The sequence below is a fragment of the Streptomyces tatrensis genome (assembly GCF_049310065.1).
GTDB lineage: Bacteria > Actinomycetota > Actinomycetes > Streptomycetales > Streptomycetaceae > Streptomyces.
The window spans coordinates 2,952,272-2,969,543 of sequence record NZ_JBMDLB010000011.1 but is presented as its reverse complement, the minus strand read 5'-3'; the positions used below and the strand labels follow the sequence as shown (position 1 = coordinate 2,969,543).

15 protein-coding genes are annotated in these 17,272 nt (G+C 73.6%); 5 read left to right on the top strand and 10 right to left on the bottom strand.

The features are described 5' to 3' along the window. Nucleotides 1–23: 23 nt before the first annotated feature. A complete protein-coding gene (locus ACODT5_RS29245; RefSeq protein ID WP_422522170.1) occupies nucleotides 24–884 on the bottom strand; it encodes a siderophore-interacting protein in 861 nt (286 codons plus the stop codon). 209 nt (nucleotides 885–1,093) lie between these two features. On the opposite strand from ACODT5_RS29245, the gene ACODT5_RS29240 reads away from it, so the two are divergent. Next, nucleotides 1,094–2,011 carry a DUF418 domain-containing protein gene (locus tag ACODT5_RS29240; RefSeq protein ID WP_422522169.1) on the top strand — a complete coding sequence of 306 codons (918 nt, stop codon included), beginning with the start codon at nucleotides 1,094–1,096 and terminating at the stop codon, nucleotides 2,009–2,011. Here the strand turns inward: ACODT5_RS29240 and ACODT5_RS29235 are convergent. After that, complete coding sequence (locus ACODT5_RS29235; protein ID WP_422522168.1) at nucleotides 1,998–2,729, bottom strand: response regulator; 732 nt, start codon at nucleotides 2,727–2,729, stop codon at nucleotides 1,998–2,000. The genes ACODT5_RS29240 and ACODT5_RS29235 overlap by 14 nt on opposite strands. Before the next feature lie 22 nt (nucleotides 2,730–2,751). After that, nucleotides 2,752–3,945: a sensor histidine kinase gene (locus tag ACODT5_RS29230; protein ID WP_422522167.1), complete on the bottom strand. Its 1,194-nt coding sequence runs from the start codon at nucleotides 3,943–3,945 to the stop codon at nucleotides 2,752–2,754. Nucleotides 3,946–4,123: 178 nt separating this feature from the next. Between ACODT5_RS29230 and ACODT5_RS29225 the strand changes: the two genes are divergently transcribed. Beyond that, nucleotides 4,124–6,262 (top strand): FG-GAP repeat domain-containing protein, encoded by a 2,139-nt coding sequence (locus tag ACODT5_RS29225; protein WP_422522166.1) that lies wholly within the window; start codon nucleotides 4,124–4,126, stop codon nucleotides 6,260–6,262. A 4-nt stretch (nucleotides 6,263–6,266) separates the two neighbouring features. Here the strand turns inward: ACODT5_RS29225 and ACODT5_RS29220 are convergent, their stop codons facing one another. Together ACODT5_RS29220 and ACODT5_RS29215 are read right to left on the bottom strand one after the other, a co-directional pair. Continuing rightward, nucleotides 6,267–7,976 (bottom strand): ABC-F family ATP-binding cassette domain-containing protein, encoded by a 1,710-nt coding sequence (locus ACODT5_RS29220; RefSeq protein WP_422522165.1) that lies wholly within the window; start codon nucleotides 7,974–7,976, stop codon nucleotides 6,267–6,269. Nucleotides 7,977–8,175: 199 nt separating this feature from the next. Continuing rightward, nucleotides 8,176–9,051: an SDR family oxidoreductase gene (locus ACODT5_RS29215; RefSeq protein WP_422522164.1), complete on the bottom strand. Its 876-nt coding sequence runs from the start codon at nucleotides 9,049–9,051 to the stop codon at nucleotides 8,176–8,178. Between the two features lie 109 nt (nucleotides 9,052–9,160). Between ACODT5_RS29215 and ACODT5_RS29210 the strand changes: the two genes are divergently transcribed. Further along, on the top strand, nucleotides 9,161–9,571 hold the full coding sequence (locus tag ACODT5_RS29210; RefSeq protein WP_422522163.1) for a winged helix-turn-helix transcriptional regulator: 411 nt from the start codon (nucleotides 9,161–9,163) through the stop codon (nucleotides 9,569–9,571). A 36-nt stretch (nucleotides 9,572–9,607) separates the two neighbouring features. On the opposite strand, the gene ACODT5_RS29205 is transcribed toward ACODT5_RS29210, so the two are convergent. The 3 genes from ACODT5_RS29205 to ACODT5_RS29195 all read right to left on the bottom strand — a co-directional run bounded on the left by ACODT5_RS29205 (nucleotide 9,608) and on the right by ACODT5_RS29195 (nucleotide 11,827). Further along, nucleotides 9,608–10,348 (bottom strand): PP2C family protein-serine/threonine phosphatase, encoded by a 741-nt coding sequence (locus tag ACODT5_RS29205; RefSeq protein ID WP_422525072.1) that lies wholly within the window; start codon nucleotides 10,346–10,348, stop codon nucleotides 9,608–9,610. Nucleotides 10,349–10,448: 100 nt separating this feature from the next. Beyond that, nucleotides 10,449–11,129: a hypothetical protein gene (locus ACODT5_RS29200; protein ID WP_422522162.1), complete on the bottom strand. Its 681-nt coding sequence runs from the start codon at nucleotides 11,127–11,129 to the stop codon at nucleotides 10,449–10,451. Nucleotides 11,130–11,200: 71 nt separating this feature from the next. Beyond that, nucleotides 11,201–11,827 carry a TetR/AcrR family transcriptional regulator C-terminal domain-containing protein gene (locus ACODT5_RS29195; RefSeq protein WP_422522161.1) on the bottom strand — a complete coding sequence of 209 codons (627 nt, stop codon included), beginning with the start codon at nucleotides 11,825–11,827 and terminating at the stop codon, nucleotides 11,201–11,203. A gap of 121 nt (nucleotides 11,828–11,948) precedes the next feature. Here ACODT5_RS29195 and ACODT5_RS29190 point away from each other — a divergent pair, with 121 nt between their 5' ends. Together ACODT5_RS29190 and ACODT5_RS29185 are read left to right on the top strand one after the other, a co-directional pair. Beyond that, nucleotides 11,949–13,487: an APC family permease gene (locus ACODT5_RS29190; protein ID WP_422522160.1), complete on the top strand. Its 1,539-nt coding sequence runs from the start codon at nucleotides 11,949–11,951 to the stop codon at nucleotides 13,485–13,487. A gap of 80 nt (nucleotides 13,488–13,567) precedes the next feature. Continuing rightward, nucleotides 13,568–15,169 (top strand): amidohydrolase, encoded by a 1,602-nt coding sequence (locus tag ACODT5_RS29185; protein WP_422522159.1) that lies wholly within the window; start codon nucleotides 13,568–13,570, stop codon nucleotides 15,167–15,169. Between the two features lie 13 nt (nucleotides 15,170–15,182). On the opposite strand, the gene ACODT5_RS29180 is transcribed toward ACODT5_RS29185, so the two are convergent. Then, complete coding sequence (locus tag ACODT5_RS29180) at nucleotides 15,183–16,103, bottom strand: phosphatase PAP2 family protein (protein ID WP_422522158.1); 921 nt, start codon at nucleotides 16,101–16,103, stop codon at nucleotides 15,183–15,185. Between the two features lie 126 nt (nucleotides 16,104–16,229). Continuing rightward, nucleotides 16,230–17,270: a LacI family DNA-binding transcriptional regulator gene (locus ACODT5_RS29175; RefSeq protein WP_385377499.1), complete on the bottom strand. Its 1,041-nt coding sequence runs from the start codon at nucleotides 17,268–17,270 to the stop codon at nucleotides 16,230–16,232. Nucleotides 17,271–17,272 lie beyond the last annotated feature (2 nt).

Genomic DNA, 17,272 nt, shown 5'->3' with positions numbered 1-17,272 from the left:
CGCTCCTAGTCGTCCTAGTCGTCCTAGTCGTCCGAGTCCTCCCCGTCGTCCCCGTCCGGAGCCGCGCCGAGGAGCTGCTCCTCGCTGAGGCCGAGCCGCCAGTACCCGCAGAAGGTGACGGCCCGGCGGTCGAGCCCCCGCTCCCCGACGAGGTGGCGGCGCAGCGCGCGGACGGTGCCGGACTCGCCGGCGATCCACGCGTACGGGCTGCCCGGGTGCGGTGGCGCGTACGCGCGGACCTCCTCCAGGACCCGGTCCGCGCGCTCCGCTCCCGCGCCGTCCCGGATGATCCAGGTGATCTCGGCGTCGGCCGGGGTGGGCAGGGCGATGAGGTCCTCGGTGCCGGCGGCCTCGATCCAGGCCCGGGCCCTGATGCCCGCCGGCAGCCGTTCGAGGATCGCCGCCAGCGCGGGCAGGGCCGTCTGGTCCGCGAAGAGGATGACCCCGCTCGCCTCCGGCGGGAGGCGGAACATCACGCCGGCGTTGTCCGCGAGGGCCGGGCCCTGCACGGTGATCCGGTCCCCGGGGGAGGCGCCGAGGGCCCACCGGGTGGCCGGGCCGACGCTGCCTTCGTGGAGGGCGAAGTCGATGTCGATCTCGTCCGGGGCGCGGCGCTGCTCGCGGACCGTGTACGAGCGCCGCACCGCGCGTTCCTCCTCGGGCAGGGCCCGCCAGGCGGCGAACCAGTTCTCCCCCTCCTCCACGGGGACGACGGGGACGCTCTGGTGGGGGTGCGGCAGGAAGAGGGAGAGGCTCTGGTCGTAGCCGCCGGACTCGAAGCCCTTCAGGTCCTCGCCGCCGAAGGTGATCCGGAGCATGGACGGGGCGATGCGGCGCGTGCGAAGGACCCGTAGGGCGAAGAACGGGAAGGGGTCGGTGGCCATCGGGACTGCCTTTCGGTCCGGGCGGTCCACGGGTGCGCCGACCTCCCCGCATCCTGCCCGAAGGCTTTGCCCGCGCGAATCAGGCGCCCCGCCCGGCCTGCCGTGGAGCCGTACTTTGGTACGGCCGGGATACGCCGCCGGGGCGACGACCGGGCGCCAGGGAGCTTCGTAGCGTGGGGGAGACCCCGTCCCCCGCTCCAGGAGCACCCTTGTACCCCCCGATCCCCCCGGCCCCCGACGTGGCGGGCATCCCCGTCCTCACCGCCCGGCGACGCATCGACGCGCTCGACGCCGTCCGGGGCTTCGCGCTCTGCGGCATCCTGCTGGTGAACATCCCGCAGATCACCGGCATGATCGGCTACCGGGTGCCGGGGGAGCTGCTGCCCGCCCGCGAGGTGCTCGACCTGACCGTCCAGCACCGGTTCTTCCCGCTCTTCTCCTTCCTCTTCGGGCTGCTCGTGCTGCTGCCCTCCACCTGGCTGCCGCGCCGGGCCGTCCTCGCGGCCGGCCTGCTCGCCACGGGCGCCGGGGTCACCCTGGCGGGCGGCGGGCTGGCCGTCATCCCCGGACTCTTCCTGCTCGGGTCCGCGACCGCCCGCTACGGCGTCGCCGACACCCTGGAGGGACGCGGCCGGCAGATCACGGCGCTCTTCGCCGTGTCCGCGCCCGCCGCCGTCGCGGCGACGCTCTGGCAGCAGGACACCTGGCTGGACGCCATCGCCACCCGCTCCGCCGCCATCGCCGGTCTGCTGGCCGCGACCGCCTACGTCTGCGGCTTCCTGCTCCTGCTGCGCAGCCCGGTCGGCCGGGCCGTGGAGTCCGTGTTCGCACCGCTCGGACGGCTCGCGCTGACGAACTACGTCGGCGCCACCCTGATCGTCGTCGCCCTCTCCCCGGTGCTCGGCCTGGACGGGTCCGGGCGCTGGACCGCCGCCCTGCTGCTGGCCGCCGCGATCCTCGTCCTCCAGGTGATCGTCGGCCGGGTGTGGCTGAAGAGCTTCCGCTACGGGCCGCTGGAGTGGGCCTGGCGCTGCGTGACCTGGTGGGAGTTCGTCCAGATCCGACGATCGGGCCGGGGCGCGGGCGGTGCGCACCGGGCCGGCGCCGCGCGGGTCAGCGGGGCGTGACCAGCCCGTTGGCCCAGGCCCAGGAGGCGATCTCGACGCGGTTGCGCAGCCTGAGCTTGGCCTGCACCCCCGTCATATGGCTCTTCACGGTCGACAGGGTGATCCACAGCTCGTCCGCGATCTCCTGATTGGTGTGCCCGCGCGCGACCAGCCGGACCACCTCCAGCTCCCGTTCCGAGAGCCGCTCCCGGCCGGGCCCCGATGCGGGGCCGGGCCGTCCCGCCAGGGGGCTGCCGTCCTGGGCACCCAGGTGCTCCAGCAGCCGCAGCGTCACCGAGGGCGAGACCAGCGCGTCGCCCCGGGCCGCCGCACGGACGGCTTCGAGGAGCAGTTCGGGCCCGGCGTTCTTCAGCAGGAAGCCGACGGCGCCGGCGCGCAGGGCCCCGTAGAGGTAGTCGTCCTGGTCGAAGGTGGTGACGATGACGACCTTGAGCGGGTCGGCGATCCCGGGTCCGGCGAGGGCGCGGGTCACGTCGAGGCCGTCGAGCCTGGGCATCCGGACATCGACCAGACAGACGTCGGGCCGCAGTCGCCGGGCCAGCTCCACGCAGGCGGCGCCGTCCGCGGCCTCGCCGACGACCTCCAGATCGGGCTGGGCGTCGAGCATCAGCCGGAAGCCGAGCCGCACCATGTCCTGGTCGTCCGCGATCACCACACGGATGGGCCGCGCGACCGGGAGGGACGGGGCGGCAGGGGCCGGGGGAGGAGCACTGCTCATACGGGCCATTCTCGCGCAGGGCTCAGGTCCGGCCCCGGACCGGCAGCGTGGCCGTGAGCCGCCAGCCGCCCGTGGGCAGCGGTCCGGCACGGAGGGCGCCGCCGACGGCTTCGACCCGCTCGCGCAGGCCGATCAGGCCGAAGCCGCCCCGGCGGCCGATCAGCGGTGGACGGGCGGAGGCGCCGGGGCCGTTGGAGACGGTCACGCGCAGCACCCCGGCTGCTCCGCTCTCCGCCTCCTCCGCATCGACCTCGACTTCGACGGTCGCGGCGTCCGGCGCGTGCCGTCCGACGTTGGTCAGCGACTCCTGCACCACGCGGTGCACCGTGGTCTCCACCTCGGGGTCCAGGACGGCGGTGCGGGCCCGCGCCGAGACGGTCAGCCGGGCCGCCGGACCGTGGCCGTCCCGGCCGGACCGGGCGACCAGCAGGCCCAGTTCCGCGAGCAGATCACCCGGCCGGACGGTCGCGGCCCCGTCCTCGCGCAGGACCCGTACCAGGCGGTGCATCGAATCGAGGGTCTCGTTCCCGGCGGCCTCGATGGAGCGCAGCAGCGGGTCGAGCTGCTCCGGGGAGCTCTCCCGGACGATCCGGGCCGCCTGGGCCTGGACGACCATGCCGGTGACGTGGTGGGCGACGAAGTCGTGCAGGTCGCGGGCGAGCCGCAGCCGTTCCCGTTCGCGGACCTCGCCCACGGCCCAGGTGCGCCGTTCGTCGAGGGTGCGCAGGTACCAGCCCAGTGCGGCGGCTCCGCCGGCCGCGAGGGTGAGCAGGAAGGCGAGCGAGGTGCGCTCGGAGGCGTGGCCCATGCGCAGCGGAGCGGTCGCGACCGCCGCGGCCAGCAGCAGGCAGAGCCCGAGGGCCAGCGGTCCGGCCCGGCCGCGGCGGGCCGTCCGGGTCAGCAGGGTCAGGAGCACGAGGACTTCGCCCATCCCGAAGCCCACGGTCCCGCCGCGCAGCGCGAGGAAGAGGGTGGTGGCCCCGGAGAGCAACACGGCCGCGGCGGCCCGCCCTTCGACGGGTACGCGCCTCCCGCGCGGGGCGGGCAGCAGGGCCACGAGGGCCACGGCCGCGCCGGCGGCCAGCAGCAGCGGGACGCCGTAGGGGCGGGCGGTGAGCAGGTCGAGGAGCCAGAGGGCGAGGAACGCGGCGCCCGTGAGCAGCGCCGCACCGTGGCGCCCGAGCCGCCCGGTCGCGGGAAGTCGTGTCGCGTCCATGGGCCGAACGTACCGGCCGGGGCCCGGTGCCCCTGGCTTTGGCGTCGCGCCGGGCGGCCCCTCAGCCAAGATCACGGCTTCCTATACGCTGCGCGTGCGTGCGGCCGTACGTGCACCTCGTACGGCTCGTGCGCCTCGTACACCTCATGTGTCTGATGCCCGGGGGGGCTCTTTCCTTATGACTTCGCATTCCCGCACGATGCTCGGCGTCGCGCTCACTCCCGTCCTCGCGCTCGCGCTCGCCGCGCCGACCGCCTTCGCGGCGCCGGGCCCGGCCCAGGACGCTTCCACCGCCGCGGCCGCGGCGGCGCAGCTCGGTCCGTGGACCAAGCCGACCCGGCTCGCCGGGCCGTTGTACCAGATGGTGACGGCCACGAACGGCACCGTGGTGGCGGTCGCGGCGATGGGCGGTGTGGTCCTGCGGCGTCCCGCCGGGTCGGCGGACTGGATCGCTTCGGATACCAAGCTGCCGGTGAACGGCCTCAACGGGACCCGGCCGGGAATCCTGACGGCGCTGCCCGACGGGTCCGTCCAGTGGGACTGGACCTACACCGACGTGCCCAATGACGTGAGGCTCCGGACCGCGATGCTCGCGCCGGGCGCCACCGATTTCTCGGCGCCGCAGGACCTGATGGCGACCGGCTACGGGCACCCCAACGTCCGCATCGCGGGCAGCGCCTCGGGCCACGTCGTCGCCGCCTGGTACACGAACGGCAAGGTCTACGCCTCCGAGCGGACGGCCCAGGGAACCTGGTCGGCCCCCGCCCTCCTGGCCACCGCGGCGGATCCCGACAGCATCGGAGACGTGTCCCTCGCGGTCGCGAACGACGGTACGGCGCTGGTGTCCTGGGGCGGCGTGCTCGTGGAGCGTGACGGCGTCAAGGTGCGCCAGTACCAGACCTTCGAGAAGACCGTCGGCGCCGCACAGTGGAGTGCGCCGAGCGATGTCGCCCTGGCAGGCGTGCCCCGGGACGTGAAGCTCTACGCTCACCCCAAGGGCGGGTTCCACATGCTGTGGAACAGCCAGAACTTCGAGGTGCTGTCCTACGCGCGCAGGGCGGCCGGCACCATGTCCTGGAGCCCCGCCGAGCTCGTCGGCTCAGGGGACGCTCTCCACATGAACGCACCGATCGATCTGCCGAACGGCGACGTCCTTCTGACCGGCGCGAACGGCAAGGCCTGGTATACCGTGCGCTCGGCTGTCAAGGGCACGTGGGCGACAGGCCAGCGTTTCCCGGACTCGGCCCACGTTTCCTACAACCTCCTGCGCAGCGCGCTCGCGCCCAACGGCACGGTCGTCGTCACCTGGACCCACGAGAGCGGCGGGAGCCGCAACGCCAAGGTGTCCACGTTCGCGGGCGGCACCTGGTCGGCGCCCACGACGCTCAACGACCCGGCCCTCGGGCCGAGCAGCGCGGCCGTCGGCGTGGCCATCGACGGTCAGGGCCGGCCGCTCGTGCAGTTCGCCCAGTCCGAGAAGGCCGCCAACGGCTCCAGCTACGCGGTCCACTTCCTCGCGACCACCGCCACGCGCAAGCTCCCCGTACGCCGCGACCTCACGGGCGACGGCAAGGCCGATGTCCTCGGCCTCTCGACCACGGGCAACCTCAAGGTCTACTCGGGCACCGGTCTCACCGCGGCCCCGTTCACGGTGCCCGGCTGGGACCCGGCCGCCGAGGTGCTGCCCTTCGGGGACCTGAACGGCGACCGCTGCAACGACGTGTTCGTCCGCCTGCCGGGCGGCGAGGCCCGCATGTACACCCCGGTGTGCGGCGGACTGCCCTCGCCCGGATCGGCGTACAAGAAGATCGCCTCGGACTGGAAGGCGTACAACTCCTTCTCCGCTCCCGGCGACCTCACCGGGGACGGCCGCACCGACATGCTGGCCCGCGATGCCGCCACCGGCAGCCTCTACCTCTACGCCGACAACGGCGCGGGCGGCTTCGCGCCGCGGGTCAAGGTCGGCACGGGCTGGAGCGGGTACAAGAAGATCATCGGTGCGGGTGACCTTACCGGCGACGGCAAGGCCGATCTCCTGGCCCTCGACGCCTCCGGTGAGCTGTGGCGCTACAACGGCACCGGGATCGGTACCGGCACCGGCGTCTTCAAGAGCCGCGTCCTGGTCTTCAAGGACTGGGGCGGCAGCTACAAGGACGTCGTCGGCGCCGGAGACCTGAACGGTGATGGCAAGGCGGACCTCCTGTCCCGTGACACGGCGGGACGGCCGTGGCTGAACGCGGGCAACGGCACCGGGGTCTTCGGTAACCGGACCGCCATCGGCACCGAGCCCATCTGGCAGTACACGAAGATCTCCTAAGGTCCTATGCGGTGTTGACCGGCTGGAACTGTGGTGCACCGTCCCGTAGTTCCAGCCGGTCCCCGGCGAACGCCGCGCGGAAGCGGGGGTCGTGGGAGACCGCGACCACCGCTCCCGGGTAGCCGGCGAGCGCCTGCTCCACCTCCTCGACCAGCGCGAGGGACACGTGGTTGGTCGGCTCGTCCAGGACGAGGACGTCGGCGGGCCGGGTCACCAGGCGGGCCAGTTCGAGGCGCCGCCGCTGCCCGGCGGACAGCGCCGCGACCGGTACCGGCAGGTCCTCCTCGCGGAACAGTCCGAGCGTCAGGAGCTCCTCCGCGTGTTCCTCGGGCAGCCCGGGGAGCCCCGCCGCGAACGCGGAGAGCAGCGGGATCCGGACGGGGGAGCGGGGCAACTCCTGCGCCAGATAGCCGAGTCGTACGTGCTCCGCGCGGCGCACCGTGCCCGTGTCCGGGGCCAGGTCGCCGGCCAGGACGCGCAACAGGGTGGTCTTCCCGGCCCCGTTCGGCCCCGAAACCAGCAGCCGCTGCCCGGGCCGTACGGCGAGGGCGGCGATCCGGAGCCGGTCGCCGACCCGGATCCCGGAGAGTTCGAGCAACGGCCCTTCGGAGGCGGGTTCTTGGGAGGGCTCCGGGGTGGCGATCCCGGCGCCGAAGCGCAGCGGCACCGGCGGCGGTGCCACCGGCTCCGCGTGCAGCCGCTCGAGGTGCGTCCGGGCCGCCCTGATCTGCCCGGACAGCTTGGCCTCCGAGGAACGGCGGTGCTTGCCGAAGCCCTGCCCGGGGTCCCTGCCGGTGCGGTCGAGCCGCCGGCCCGACGCCGCGACCAGGGCCTCGGTGTGCGCCAGGTCCCCGCGCCACTCCGCGTACCGCTGCGCCCAGCGGCCGCGCGCGGCGGCCTTCGCCGCGAGGTATCCCGCCCAGCCGTCCCCGTACCGCACGACCGTGCGCAGGTCCCGGTCGACCTCCAGGACCGTGCTGGTGATCCGCTCCAGGAAGTCCCGGTCGTGGGTGACGACGACGAGCGTGCCCAGGTGGGTGCGCAGCCGCTCCGCGAGCCAGTCGACGGCCCGCCGGTCGAGGTGGTTGGTCGGCTCGTCCAGGAGCAGGAGTTCGGGCGCGGCGGCCAGTACGCAGGCCAGCGCGAGCCGTGAGCATTCGCCGCCGGAGAGCGAGCCGAGGGTGCGGTCCCGGGCGACGTGGCCGAGGCCGAGCCCGTGCAGCGCGGCGTCGGTGCGGGCGTCGGCCTGGTAGCCGCCGCGTTCCTCGTAGGCGGTCAGGAGCTCGCCGTACGCGTCGAGGAGCGAGGGGTCGGCCTCGGCGCCGGCGGCGCCGAGGGCGGTCTCGGCGGCGCCGATGCGGGCCGCCAGTTCCCTCAGATCGGCGAGGGCGAGGTCGACGGCGTCCTGGACGGTGAGTCCGGGTGCGAGGTCGAGGGTCTGGGCGAGGTGTCCGGTGCCGCCGGGGAAGACGGCGGTGACCTCGCCGCCGTCCGGCTCCTCGGCTCCGGCGAGCAGCCGCAGCAGGGTGGACTTGCCGGAGCCGTTCTCGCCGATGACGGCGGCCTTCTCGCCGGGCCGTACGGTCAGCGACACCTGGTCGAGCACGACCCGGTCACCGTAGGCCTTGGTGACTCCGGACAGCGTGAGCTGGGACTTGGGCTCGGACTTGGGCTCGGACTTGGGCTGGGACTGCTGATGGGCGCGCGAGCGCATGGGGATCCCCTCGGGGTACTCGTACTACTTCTTCCACGTTCTCCTTCTGGGTGCGGGCAGCGCGGACGCGCGGCGGAGGGGCCGGGACGGGCCGGGCCCTCACGCCGCGTCCGCGCCGCGGATCAGCGGAAGAAGTAGTACGAGTACGAACCCATGGGGCCAGGGTAACGCGAGGCGATCCGTTGCGTCTCGCGGGTTTTCAGTCGGCGCTCCGGGCGGTGGCCACGGCCTCCGCGACCGTCTGTGCCATCGGCGTCGTCGGGCGGCCGATCAGCCGGGACAGGTCGCCGGAGGTGCCGGCCAGCCGGCCGCGCTCGATGGCGAGGTCCACGTCGACCAGGATCGCGGCGAACGGCGCCGGGACTCCCGCGCCGATGAGGACCGCCTGGTGGGTCTCGGGGGTCACGGCGTTGTACGTGATCTCCTGGCCGGTGGCCACCGCCACCGCCGCCGCGTACTCCGCGAAGGACCACGCCGCGTCACCGCTCAGCTCGTACGCCCGGTCGAGGTGGCCCTCCCCGGTCAGCACGGCCGCGGCCGCCGCCGCGTAGTCGGCCCGTGCCGCCGAGGCGACCCGGCCCTCGCCCGCGTTGGACAGGACCGCTCCGTGCGCGAGCACCGGAGCGAGGTTGCCGGTGTGGTTCTCGGTGTACCAGCCGTTGCGCAGCAAGGTGTACGGCAGGCCCGAGGCGAGGATCAGCTCCTCGGTCGCCCGGTGCTCGGCGGCGAGGTCGAAGTCGGCCTCCGGGCCGCCCAGGATGCCGGTGTACGCGAACTGCGCCACCCCGGCCTCCTTCGCCGCGTCGATCGCTGCGGAGTGCTGGGCCACCCGCCGGCCGACCTCGCTGCCGGAGATCATCAGGACCCGGTCGCCGGGGCGGAAGGCTCCGGCGAGGGTCTCGGGGGTGTTGTAGTCGGCGATGCGCAGTTCGACGCCCAGGGCGGCGAGCGGGGCGGCCTTCTCCTTGTCGCGGACGACGGCGGCGATCCCGGCGGCGGGGACTCCCCGGGCGAGGAGCTCGTCGATGACGAGACGGCCGAGGGCTCCGGTGGCTCCGGTGACGACGATGCTCATGGCGGGTTCACTCCTGATCTGGGCCTTGCTCCCCGTTTCCGGGCTGTGCACTCACCGTACGATGGGCGCTAACTAAACGGCAGTACCCACTTTGAAGTAAGGTACTGGCATGGGAGTAAGTGAGATGCGCGAGAAGTGGACCCAGGCCGAGGCCATGTGCCCGCACCGACTGGTCCTGGAGCACGTCACCAGCCGCTGGGGCGTCCTCGTACTGGACGCGCTGCTGGGCCGCTCGTACCGGTTCAGCGAACTGCGCAGGGAGATCGGAACGCTCGCCAAGGTCAGCGAGAAGATGCTGACCCAGACCCTCCAGACGCTGGAGCGCGACGGCTTCGTGCACCGCGACGCCAAGCCCGTCATCCCGCCCCGCGTCGACTACTCGCTCACCCCGCTGGGCCGCGAGGCCGCCGAGCGGGTCCGCGCGCTCGCCCAGTGGACCGGTGTGCGGATGGAGGACGTGCAGCGGGCGCGCGAGGCCTACGACGAGTCGAAGCGGCAGGCCGCGGCCCTGGACCAATAGCGGGGCCCGGCGGGCCCGGCGGGACCCGGAGCGGCCTCAGGCGCCGATGCGGACCAGCGCGAGCGTGATGTTGTCGGGCCCCCCGGCCTCGATGGCGGCCTTCCAGAGCTCGAAGGCGGCCTTGCCGTCGTCGTGCGCCCGCAGCACTTCGTCGATGGCCTCGTCGGGCACCGGGTCGGTCAGCCCGTCGGTGCACACCAGGTAGCGGTCGCCCGCGGCCAGCGGGAAGGTCGCCACGTGGGGGGTGAGGACGTGCTCGGCGCGGCTCCCGCCGAGGGTCTGCGTCACCGCCGACGTGGTGCGCTGCCCCGGCTCCAGCGGCGGGCTGTCGTCCACGCTGACCTGGCGCAGCCCGTCCTCGGCCACCCGGTACACCTTGCTGTCGCCGACGTTGAAGGACAGCAGCGACTCCGGCAGGACCAGGGTGCCGGCGACGGTGGTGCCCATGGAGGTCAGCTCCGGACGGCCCTCGGTGGCGGCGTGCACCGCGCGGTTGCAGAGGCTCAGCGCGCCCTCGATCGCCTCGGCCCCTTCCAGCGTCGGGCCGAGCAGGGCGAGCTCCCGTACGACCAGCTCGCTGGCGACCTCGCCGGCCGGCTGCCCGCCGAGGCCGTCGGCGACCGCGACCAGGAGCGGCCGGCCGAGGGGGAACAGCAGCGTCTGGGGGCTCCGGGTCGTGGTCCCGCACAGCGTCCACGGCCCGATGACCAGGCTGTCCTCGTTGTGCTCGCGGACCAGCCCGACATGGCTCAGGGCGGTCACGGCTATGTACTCCACCACGAGGGTCCCGCCTCTCCATGACGGCAGACGCGTTCATTCCCCCGACTCCCATTGTCCCGCCGCCCGCCGACCGGCGCGCGGTGGTCGCACCTGCGGGCTACCCGCCGTGGGTGTCCCTGCGCAGCGAACGTGCCAGCTCGTGGACATGCCGTGCCTGCCCGACGGACAGCCGCCGCACCGCCCACACCAGCGCGGCGGCGTCCACGGCCTCCGCAGACGGAGGGGGCGGCTCGCGCAGCGAAACGCCCGTCAGCAGTGCCAGTTCGCAGGGCTCGATCCCCAGGAGCGCGGCGAAGTCCGTGACCAGGCCAGGGGTCAGCTCCTTGCGGCCGGAGCCGATCGCACCGTAGGTGGCCGAGGACAGGTAGGTGGGCGTCACGAGCCCGAGCGTCTTCGCCATGCCCGTCCAGTCCAGGTTGCGGTACTGGAGCATGCGGACGACCCAGGCCCCCGGGCCGCCGGCGAGGGGGGCCTGCAGCTTCGGGGCGAAGCCGGAACGCCGTTCCTCCTGCGGCAGCGAGCGGATCAGCCGGAGGAGTTCGCTGCGTCGTGCGGCCGGCAGGCGGACCGCATCCGTCACCGTGCCGGTCGTCCACCTCGCGGCCGCGGCGTCCAACGGGGCGAGGTCGTCAGGGACCTCCCGCCGTGCGAGAACGAACAGGTCGACGGCATGGAAACCCAGCGGGGGTCCGAGCCGTCGGAGCAGGACCTGACCGGGCTTCTCTCCCGCGAGAACCGCCCGGATCCCGTCCCCGGGCACCGCGACGCGGTCGGTCAACTCCTCTGGAGTGATCCCTCTGTGTTTCAGCAGGCGCGCCAGCATCGCGCCGAACCCCGGATGGGGCGGTGTCACGCCGCCCCACCCTCCGTGCCCGCCCCGCCGCGCAGCGCCACCGCGTACGCCAGGAACGCCGCCAGGCCCACCTCGAAGGCGGCCTCCGCGCGGCCCGGGCCCTGGGCGGCCAGGGCGCGGGCGAGCAGGGGGGTGCCCGGGGTCGGCTCCCACATGGCGTCCGGGGCGGCGAGGTCCAGGGCCGAGCCCAGGACCAGGTTCTCCAGGCCCGTGAGCAGCGGCATCACCTGCTCCGCGGCGAAGCCGGCCCGCAGGAGCAGGGCCACCGCCCGCTCGTACTGCGCGAGCACCGCGGGCGCCCGTACCGGGGTGGTCATCAGCAGCGGGATGGCCCGCGGGTAGGCGGCGAAGGCCGCCCGGTACGAGCGGGCCCAGGCCTCCAGCGACCGGTCCCAGGGCTCCGGTGAGGACAGCGTGTCGCCGTCGATCCGGGCGCACACCCGCTCGCGGACCAGCTCGATCACCCCGGCCCGGCCGTCCACGTGGTGATACAGCGACCCGGTCTGCACCCCGAGTGCCCGGGCGATCTGCGGGACGCTGAACTCCCCCTGATCGGCGAGCAGTTGTAGGGCGGCAGCGCCGATCCGCTCCCGGTCGAGCAGTGGGGTGCGTGGCCGCGCCATCGTATTTCTCCCGCCGTCAGGTCTTCCCGTACGCCAAAACCGGAGGCTACATTGCCGCAAACCGAAAGCCTTTAGGTTTTCGGGTTCCCGCCGCCTGCCGTTCGCAGAAGGGTGCTCCCGCATGCCCGAAACGCCGAAGCCGCCGAAGGCGCCGACGCCGCCGAGAACCGGTACCGACCTGCGCCGCGGCGCGCTCGGTACCGCCGACATCTCCTTCTTCGTCGTCTCCGCCGCCGCCCCGCTCACCGTCATGGCCGGCGTCGCCCCCGTGGCGATCCTCCTCGGCGGCATCGGCGCCCCCGCCGGCTACCTCCTCGCCGGCCTCACCCTCGCGGTCTTCGCCGTCGGCTTCACCACCATGAGCCGCCACGTCCGCAGCGGCGGCGCCTTCTACGCCTACATCGCCCGAGGCCTCGGCAAGCGCGTCGGCATCGGCGCCGCCCTGCTCGCCCTCATCGGCTACAACGGCATGGAGATCGGCGTCTACGGGCTCCTCGGCACCACCACCGCCGACACCGGGCAGGCCCTCGCCGGCCTCGACGTCCCCTGGCTCCCCGTCTCCCTCGCCGGCCTCCTCCTCGTCTGGTACGGCGGCTTCCGCTCCATCGACTTCGGCGCCAAACTGCTCGGCGTCCTGCTCGTCGCCGAGACCGGGATCCTCGTCCTGCTCGCGGGCGGCGTCCTGCTGGAGGGCGGCGCCCACGGCCTCTCCCTCGGATCCTTCGCCCCCGGCGCGGTGCTCGTCCCCGGCACCGCCGCCGTCCTGGCCTTCGCCTTCGCCGCGTTCACCGGTTTCGAGTCCACCGTCATCTACCGCCGCGAGGCCCGCGACCCCGACCGGACCATCCCGCGCGCCACCTACATCGCCGTCGCCTTCCTCGGCCTCTTCTATGCTTTCATCGTCTGGACCGTCATCCAGGCCTTCGGCTCCGGGGAAGTCCTCGCCGCGGCCGCCGAGGACCCGGCGGGCCTCTTCTTCACCGCCATCACCACCTACGTGGGCCCCTGGGCGGCCGACCTGATGCACGTCTTCATCGTCACCAGCGTCATCGCCTCCCTCCTCGCCTTCCACAACGCCATCAACCGGTACGCGCTCGCCCTCGCGGAGGAGGGCGTGCTGCCCGCCGCCCTCGGCCGGATCCACCCGCGCCACGGCTCCCCGTACGTCGCCGGCGCGGCGCAGACCGCCCTCGGCGCCGTCGTCGTCCTCGGCTTCGCCCTCGCCGGAGCCGACCCGTACCAGCAGCTCCTGCTCTGGGTGAACACCCCGGGCATGATCGGCCTCATGGCCCTGATGCTGCTCGCCGCGATCGCCGTACCCGTCTACTTCCGCCGGGTCCGGCACGACGAGGGGCCCTGGCGGACCCTGATCGCGCCCGTCACCGCCGCCGTGCTGCTGGCCGTCGCGATCTGCCTGGTCGTCTCCAAGGTGGCCCTCTTCACCATGGCCTCCACCACCGTCAACACCCTCCTCGTGGCCCTCGTCCCCGCCGTATTCCTCGCCGGTCTCGCCCTCGCCCAGCGCCTGAAGACCCGCCGCCCCGAGGTGTACGCGCGGTTCGCGGAGGAACCGGCAGGGGCAGCGGCACCCTCAGCGCCCGCGGCGCGCGGGGAGTCCGCCGCACACGGGGAGTCCGAGGCACCCGTAGCGTCCGCATAGCCCGCAGCACCCGTACAGCCCGTACAGCCCGACCAGCCCGACCAGCCCCACCAGCCCGAACCCCCGCAAGGAGCAGAGCCGTGCCCGCTGCCGACACCGTCCTCACCGGAGCCCGCGTCCGCACCCTCGACCCCGCCCGCCCCGAGGCCTGCGCGGTGGCCGTCGTGGGCGGCGAGATCGTCGCCGTCGGGGACGAGGCCGACGTCCGCGACTGGCGCGGCCCCGGCACCGAGACCGTCGACCTCGGCGGCGCCACCCTCACCCCCGGCCTCACCGACGCCCACAGCCACCCCGTCTGGGGCATCGAGATGGCGGAAGGCACCGACCTCTCCGCCGTCACCGACCTCGACCAACTCCGCGCCGCCCTGCGCACCTCGGAGCGGGGCCCCGGCGGCTGGGTCACCGGCTTCGGCCTCGACCACAACGCCTTCGGTGGCCGGCCCGTCGACAAGGCCCTGATCGAGGAGGCCCTCGCCGGAGCCCCCGCCTTCCTGCGCCTCTACGACGGCCACTCCGCCCTCGCCTCCGGCGCGGCCCTGGCCGCCGCCGGGATCACCGGTCCGCGCTCCTTCGCCCAGCGCTCCGAGATCGTCTGCGACCCCGACGGGCGCCCCACCGGCCACCTCGTCGAGCACGCCGCCATGGCGCTGGTCGGCTCGCTCGCGCCGAAGCCCACGTACACCGAGCGCCGGGAACGCCTCGTCCGGCTGCTCGGCGACATGGCCGCCACCGGCCTGACCGGCGCGCACGTCATGGACCTCGGCGACGGGGACGTACCCGCCCTGCTCGCGACCGCCGAGTACGAGGGGGACCTGCCGCTGCGCCTGAACCTCGCCCCCTGGTGCATGCCGGGCGCCACCGGCGAGGAGCTGGAGGAGCTGATCGAGCTCCAGCGGGTCATGGGCCGCCACTGGAAGGTCGGCGGGGTGAAGTTCTTCATGGACGGCACCGTCGAGGGCGGCACCGCCTGGCTGGAGCACGCCGACTGCCACGGCCGGGGCACCGAGGCCTTCTGGCCCGACCCGCACGCCTACGCCGAGGCGGTACGGGTCCTCGACGCGGCCGGGGTGCGCACCGCGACCCACGCCATCGGCGACGCGGCCGTGCGGCACGTCCTGGACACCGTGGAGTCCCTGGGCCCGCGGGGCCGGATGCGGCACCGGATCGAGCACATCGAGACGGTCCCGGACGGCCAGCTGAAGCGGTTCGCGGAGCTCGGGGTGATCGCCTCGATGCAGCCGCCGCACACCGCGTACACCCGGGCCGACCACAGCGACGAGTGGTCCAAGCGGCTGGGGGAGGAGCGGGCCGGCCGCGCCTGGCGCTGCCGGGACCTGCGCGAGGCCGGCGCCGTGCTCGCCCTGGGCTCGGACTGGCCCATCGCCCACTACGACGCCCGCCAGGTCCTGGCCACCGCCCGCGACCCGCGCGGCGCGGCCTCGGCCGGTACGGGAGCCCGGACCGGGGCGGCGCTGAGCGGGCTGATGGCCCTGGAGGGCATGACCTCGCACGCCGCGCTGGCGGCGGGGGAGGAAGCGGTGGCGGGCCGCATCGCGGCCGGTTTCCGGGCGGACCTGACCGCCTTCGGCCTGGATCCGGTGGCGGCTCCGGCGGACGAACTGGCCGGGGCGCCGGTCCGGCTCACCATGTCGGGAGGCCGGATCACCCACCGGGAAGGGTAGGGCGGGCCGGGGCTCAGCGCTGGAAGCGGGCCAGTGCCGGATGGTTCAGGAGGGCGGCCGTCACCGGGTGGCGGCCGGTCTCCTCGGGCCGGCGCGGCAGCCGGTGCGGGAGGGATCCGTACCAGGCGCGGGAGACGGCGTACCCGAAGGCCAGGCAGATCATGCCGCCGACGGCGTCGAGCCAGAAGTGGTTGGCGGTGGCCACGATCACGACCAGCGTCGCCGTCGGGTAGAGCAGGCCCAGGATCCGGGCCCAGGGGGCGGAGGCGACCGCGAAGATCGTCAGCCCGCACCAGAGCGACCACCCTATGTGCATGGACGGCATGGCCGCGTACTGGTTCGACATGTGCTTGAGGTTGCCCGAGGCCATGGAGCCCCAGGTGTGGTGGACCAGCACGGTGTCGATGAAGCCCCGCCCGTTCAAACCCTGCCCGTTCATCAGCCGGGGCGGCGCGAGCGGGTAGAAGTAGTAGCCGACCAGGGCCACGCCCGTGGTGGCGAAGAGGACGAGCCGCGTGGCCGCGTAACGCCCGGGATGAAAGCGGTAGATCCAGACCAGCACGCCGATGGTCAGAACGAAGTGGAGCGTGGCGTAGTAGTAGTTCATGCCCACCACGAGCCAGGTCACCGAATTGACCGCGTGGTTGACCCTCTCCTCCACGGCGATGCCGAGCGCCTGCTCCGCCTTCCAGATCCAGTCGGCGTTCGCGAGCGCGGCCGCCTTCTGCTCGGGCACGGCGTTGCGGATCAGCGAGTACGTCCAGTAGCTGACGGCGATCAGCATGACCTCGAACCAGATCCGGGGTCGCCTGGGGACGCGCAGCCTGGAGAGCAGTGCGCGCTCGGACGACTCCGGGCGGTCCTTGCTCTCGGTCACGGGGGGTGACGAGACGTCCGTCCGGGTATCCAGTGTCTTCACGCTCGCTTCACCCATAGGAAAAGAGTCTGCCAGATGCGGACTCTGACCCGATCATCCCCTGGGACGGTCTTGGCCGCAGCCTCTCCACCTCCGGAACGAGCAGAGGCCATGCGCCCCTAGGGGAAACGGCAGGGGCGCGCCTCAGGGGCGTGCGTCGCCGCGGCCCTGCCGCGGGCCCGAAGCGGTCGAACCGCGGACCACGAGCTCGGGGAGGAACACGAACTCGCTGTGCGGGGCCGGCGTACCGCCGATCTCCTCCAGCAGGGTCCGTACCGCGGCCTGGCCCATGGCCTGCACGGGCTGGCGGATGGTGGTCAGCGGCGGATCCGTGAACGCTATGAGCGGGGAATCGTCGAAGCCCACGACCGAGACGTCCTGGGGGACCTTGAGACCCTGCTGCCGGGCGGCCCGGATCGCGCCGAGCGCCATCATGTCGCTCGCGCACACCACCGCCGTGCAGCCGCGCGAGATCAGCGCGGCCGCGGCGGCCTGGCCGCCCTCCAGCGTGTAGAGGGAGTGCTGGATCAGCTCCTCGACCTCGTCCTCGCCGAGTCCGAGCCGCTCCTTCATGCCGAGGCGGAAGCCCTCGATCTTGCGGAGCACCGGCACGAACCGCTTGGGCCCGACGGCCAGCCCGATCCGGGTGTGCCCGAGCGCGGTCAGGTGGGTCACCGCGAGCTGCATCGCGGCCCGGTCGTCGGGGGAGACGAAGGGGGCCTGCACCTTGTCGGAGAAGCCGTTGATGAGGACGTACGGGACGCCCTGGCCGCGGAGTTGGTCGTAGCGGCCCATGTCGGCCGTGGTGTCCGCGTGCAGCCCGGAGACGAAGATGATCCCGGACACCCCGCGCTCGACGAGCATCTCCACGAGCTCGTCCTCCGTGGACCCGCCGGGCGTCTGCGTGGCCAGCACCGGGGTGTAGCCCTGCCGGGTCAGCGCCTGGCCGATGACCTGGGCGAGCGCCGGGAAGATGGGGTTGTCGAGCTCGGGCGTTATCAGGCCCACGAGCCCCGCGCTGCGCTGGCGCAGCCGTACGGGACGCTCGTAGCCGAGTACGTCGAGGGCGGCCAGCACGGACTCACGGGTGCCTGCGGCCACACCGGGCTTGCCGTTGAGCACGCGGCTGACTGTGGCTTCGCTGACCCCCGCCTGGGCTGCGATGTCGGCTAGCCGTGCGGTCACGG

What these genes read in the sequence shown, in the direction of transcription:
- ACODT5_RS29245 (WP_422522170.1), bottom strand. Translation starts at nt 884, where the DNA reads ATGGCCACCGACCCCTTCCCGTTCTTCGCCCTACGGGTCCTTCGCACG.
- ACODT5_RS29235 (WP_422522168.1), bottom strand. Translation starts at nt 2,729, where the DNA reads ATGAGCAGTGCTCCTCCCCCGGCCCCTGCCGCCCCGTCCCTCCCGGTC.
- ACODT5_RS29230 (WP_422522167.1), bottom strand. Translation starts at nt 3,945, where the DNA reads ATGGACGCGACACGACTTCCCGCGACCGGGCGGCTCGGGCGCCACGGT.
- ACODT5_RS29225 (WP_422522166.1), top strand. Translation starts at nt 4,124, where the DNA reads ATGACTTCGCATTCCCGCACGATGCTCGGCGTCGCGCTCACTCCCGTC.
- ACODT5_RS29220 (WP_422522165.1), bottom strand. Translation starts at nt 7,976, where the DNA reads ATGCGCTCGCGCGCCCATCAGCAGTCCCAGCCCAAGTCCGAGCCCAAG.
- ACODT5_RS29215 (WP_422522164.1), bottom strand. Translation starts at nt 9,051, where the DNA reads ATGAGCATCGTCGTCACCGGAGCCACCGGAGCCCTCGGCCGTCTCGTC.
- ACODT5_RS29210 (WP_422522163.1), top strand. Translation starts at nt 9,161, where the DNA reads ATGGGAGTAAGTGAGATGCGCGAGAAGTGGACCCAGGCCGAGGCCATG.
- ACODT5_RS29195 (WP_422522161.1), bottom strand. Translation starts at nt 11,827, where the DNA reads ATGGCGCGGCCACGCACCCCACTGCTCGACCGGGAGCGGATCGGCGCT.
- ACODT5_RS29190 (WP_422522160.1), top strand. Translation starts at nt 11,949, where the DNA reads ATGCCCGAAACGCCGAAGCCGCCGAAGGCGCCGACGCCGCCGAGAACC.
- ACODT5_RS29180 (WP_422522158.1), bottom strand. Translation starts at nt 16,103, where the DNA reads ATGGGTGAAGCGAGCGTGAAGACACTGGATACCCGGACGGACGTCTCG.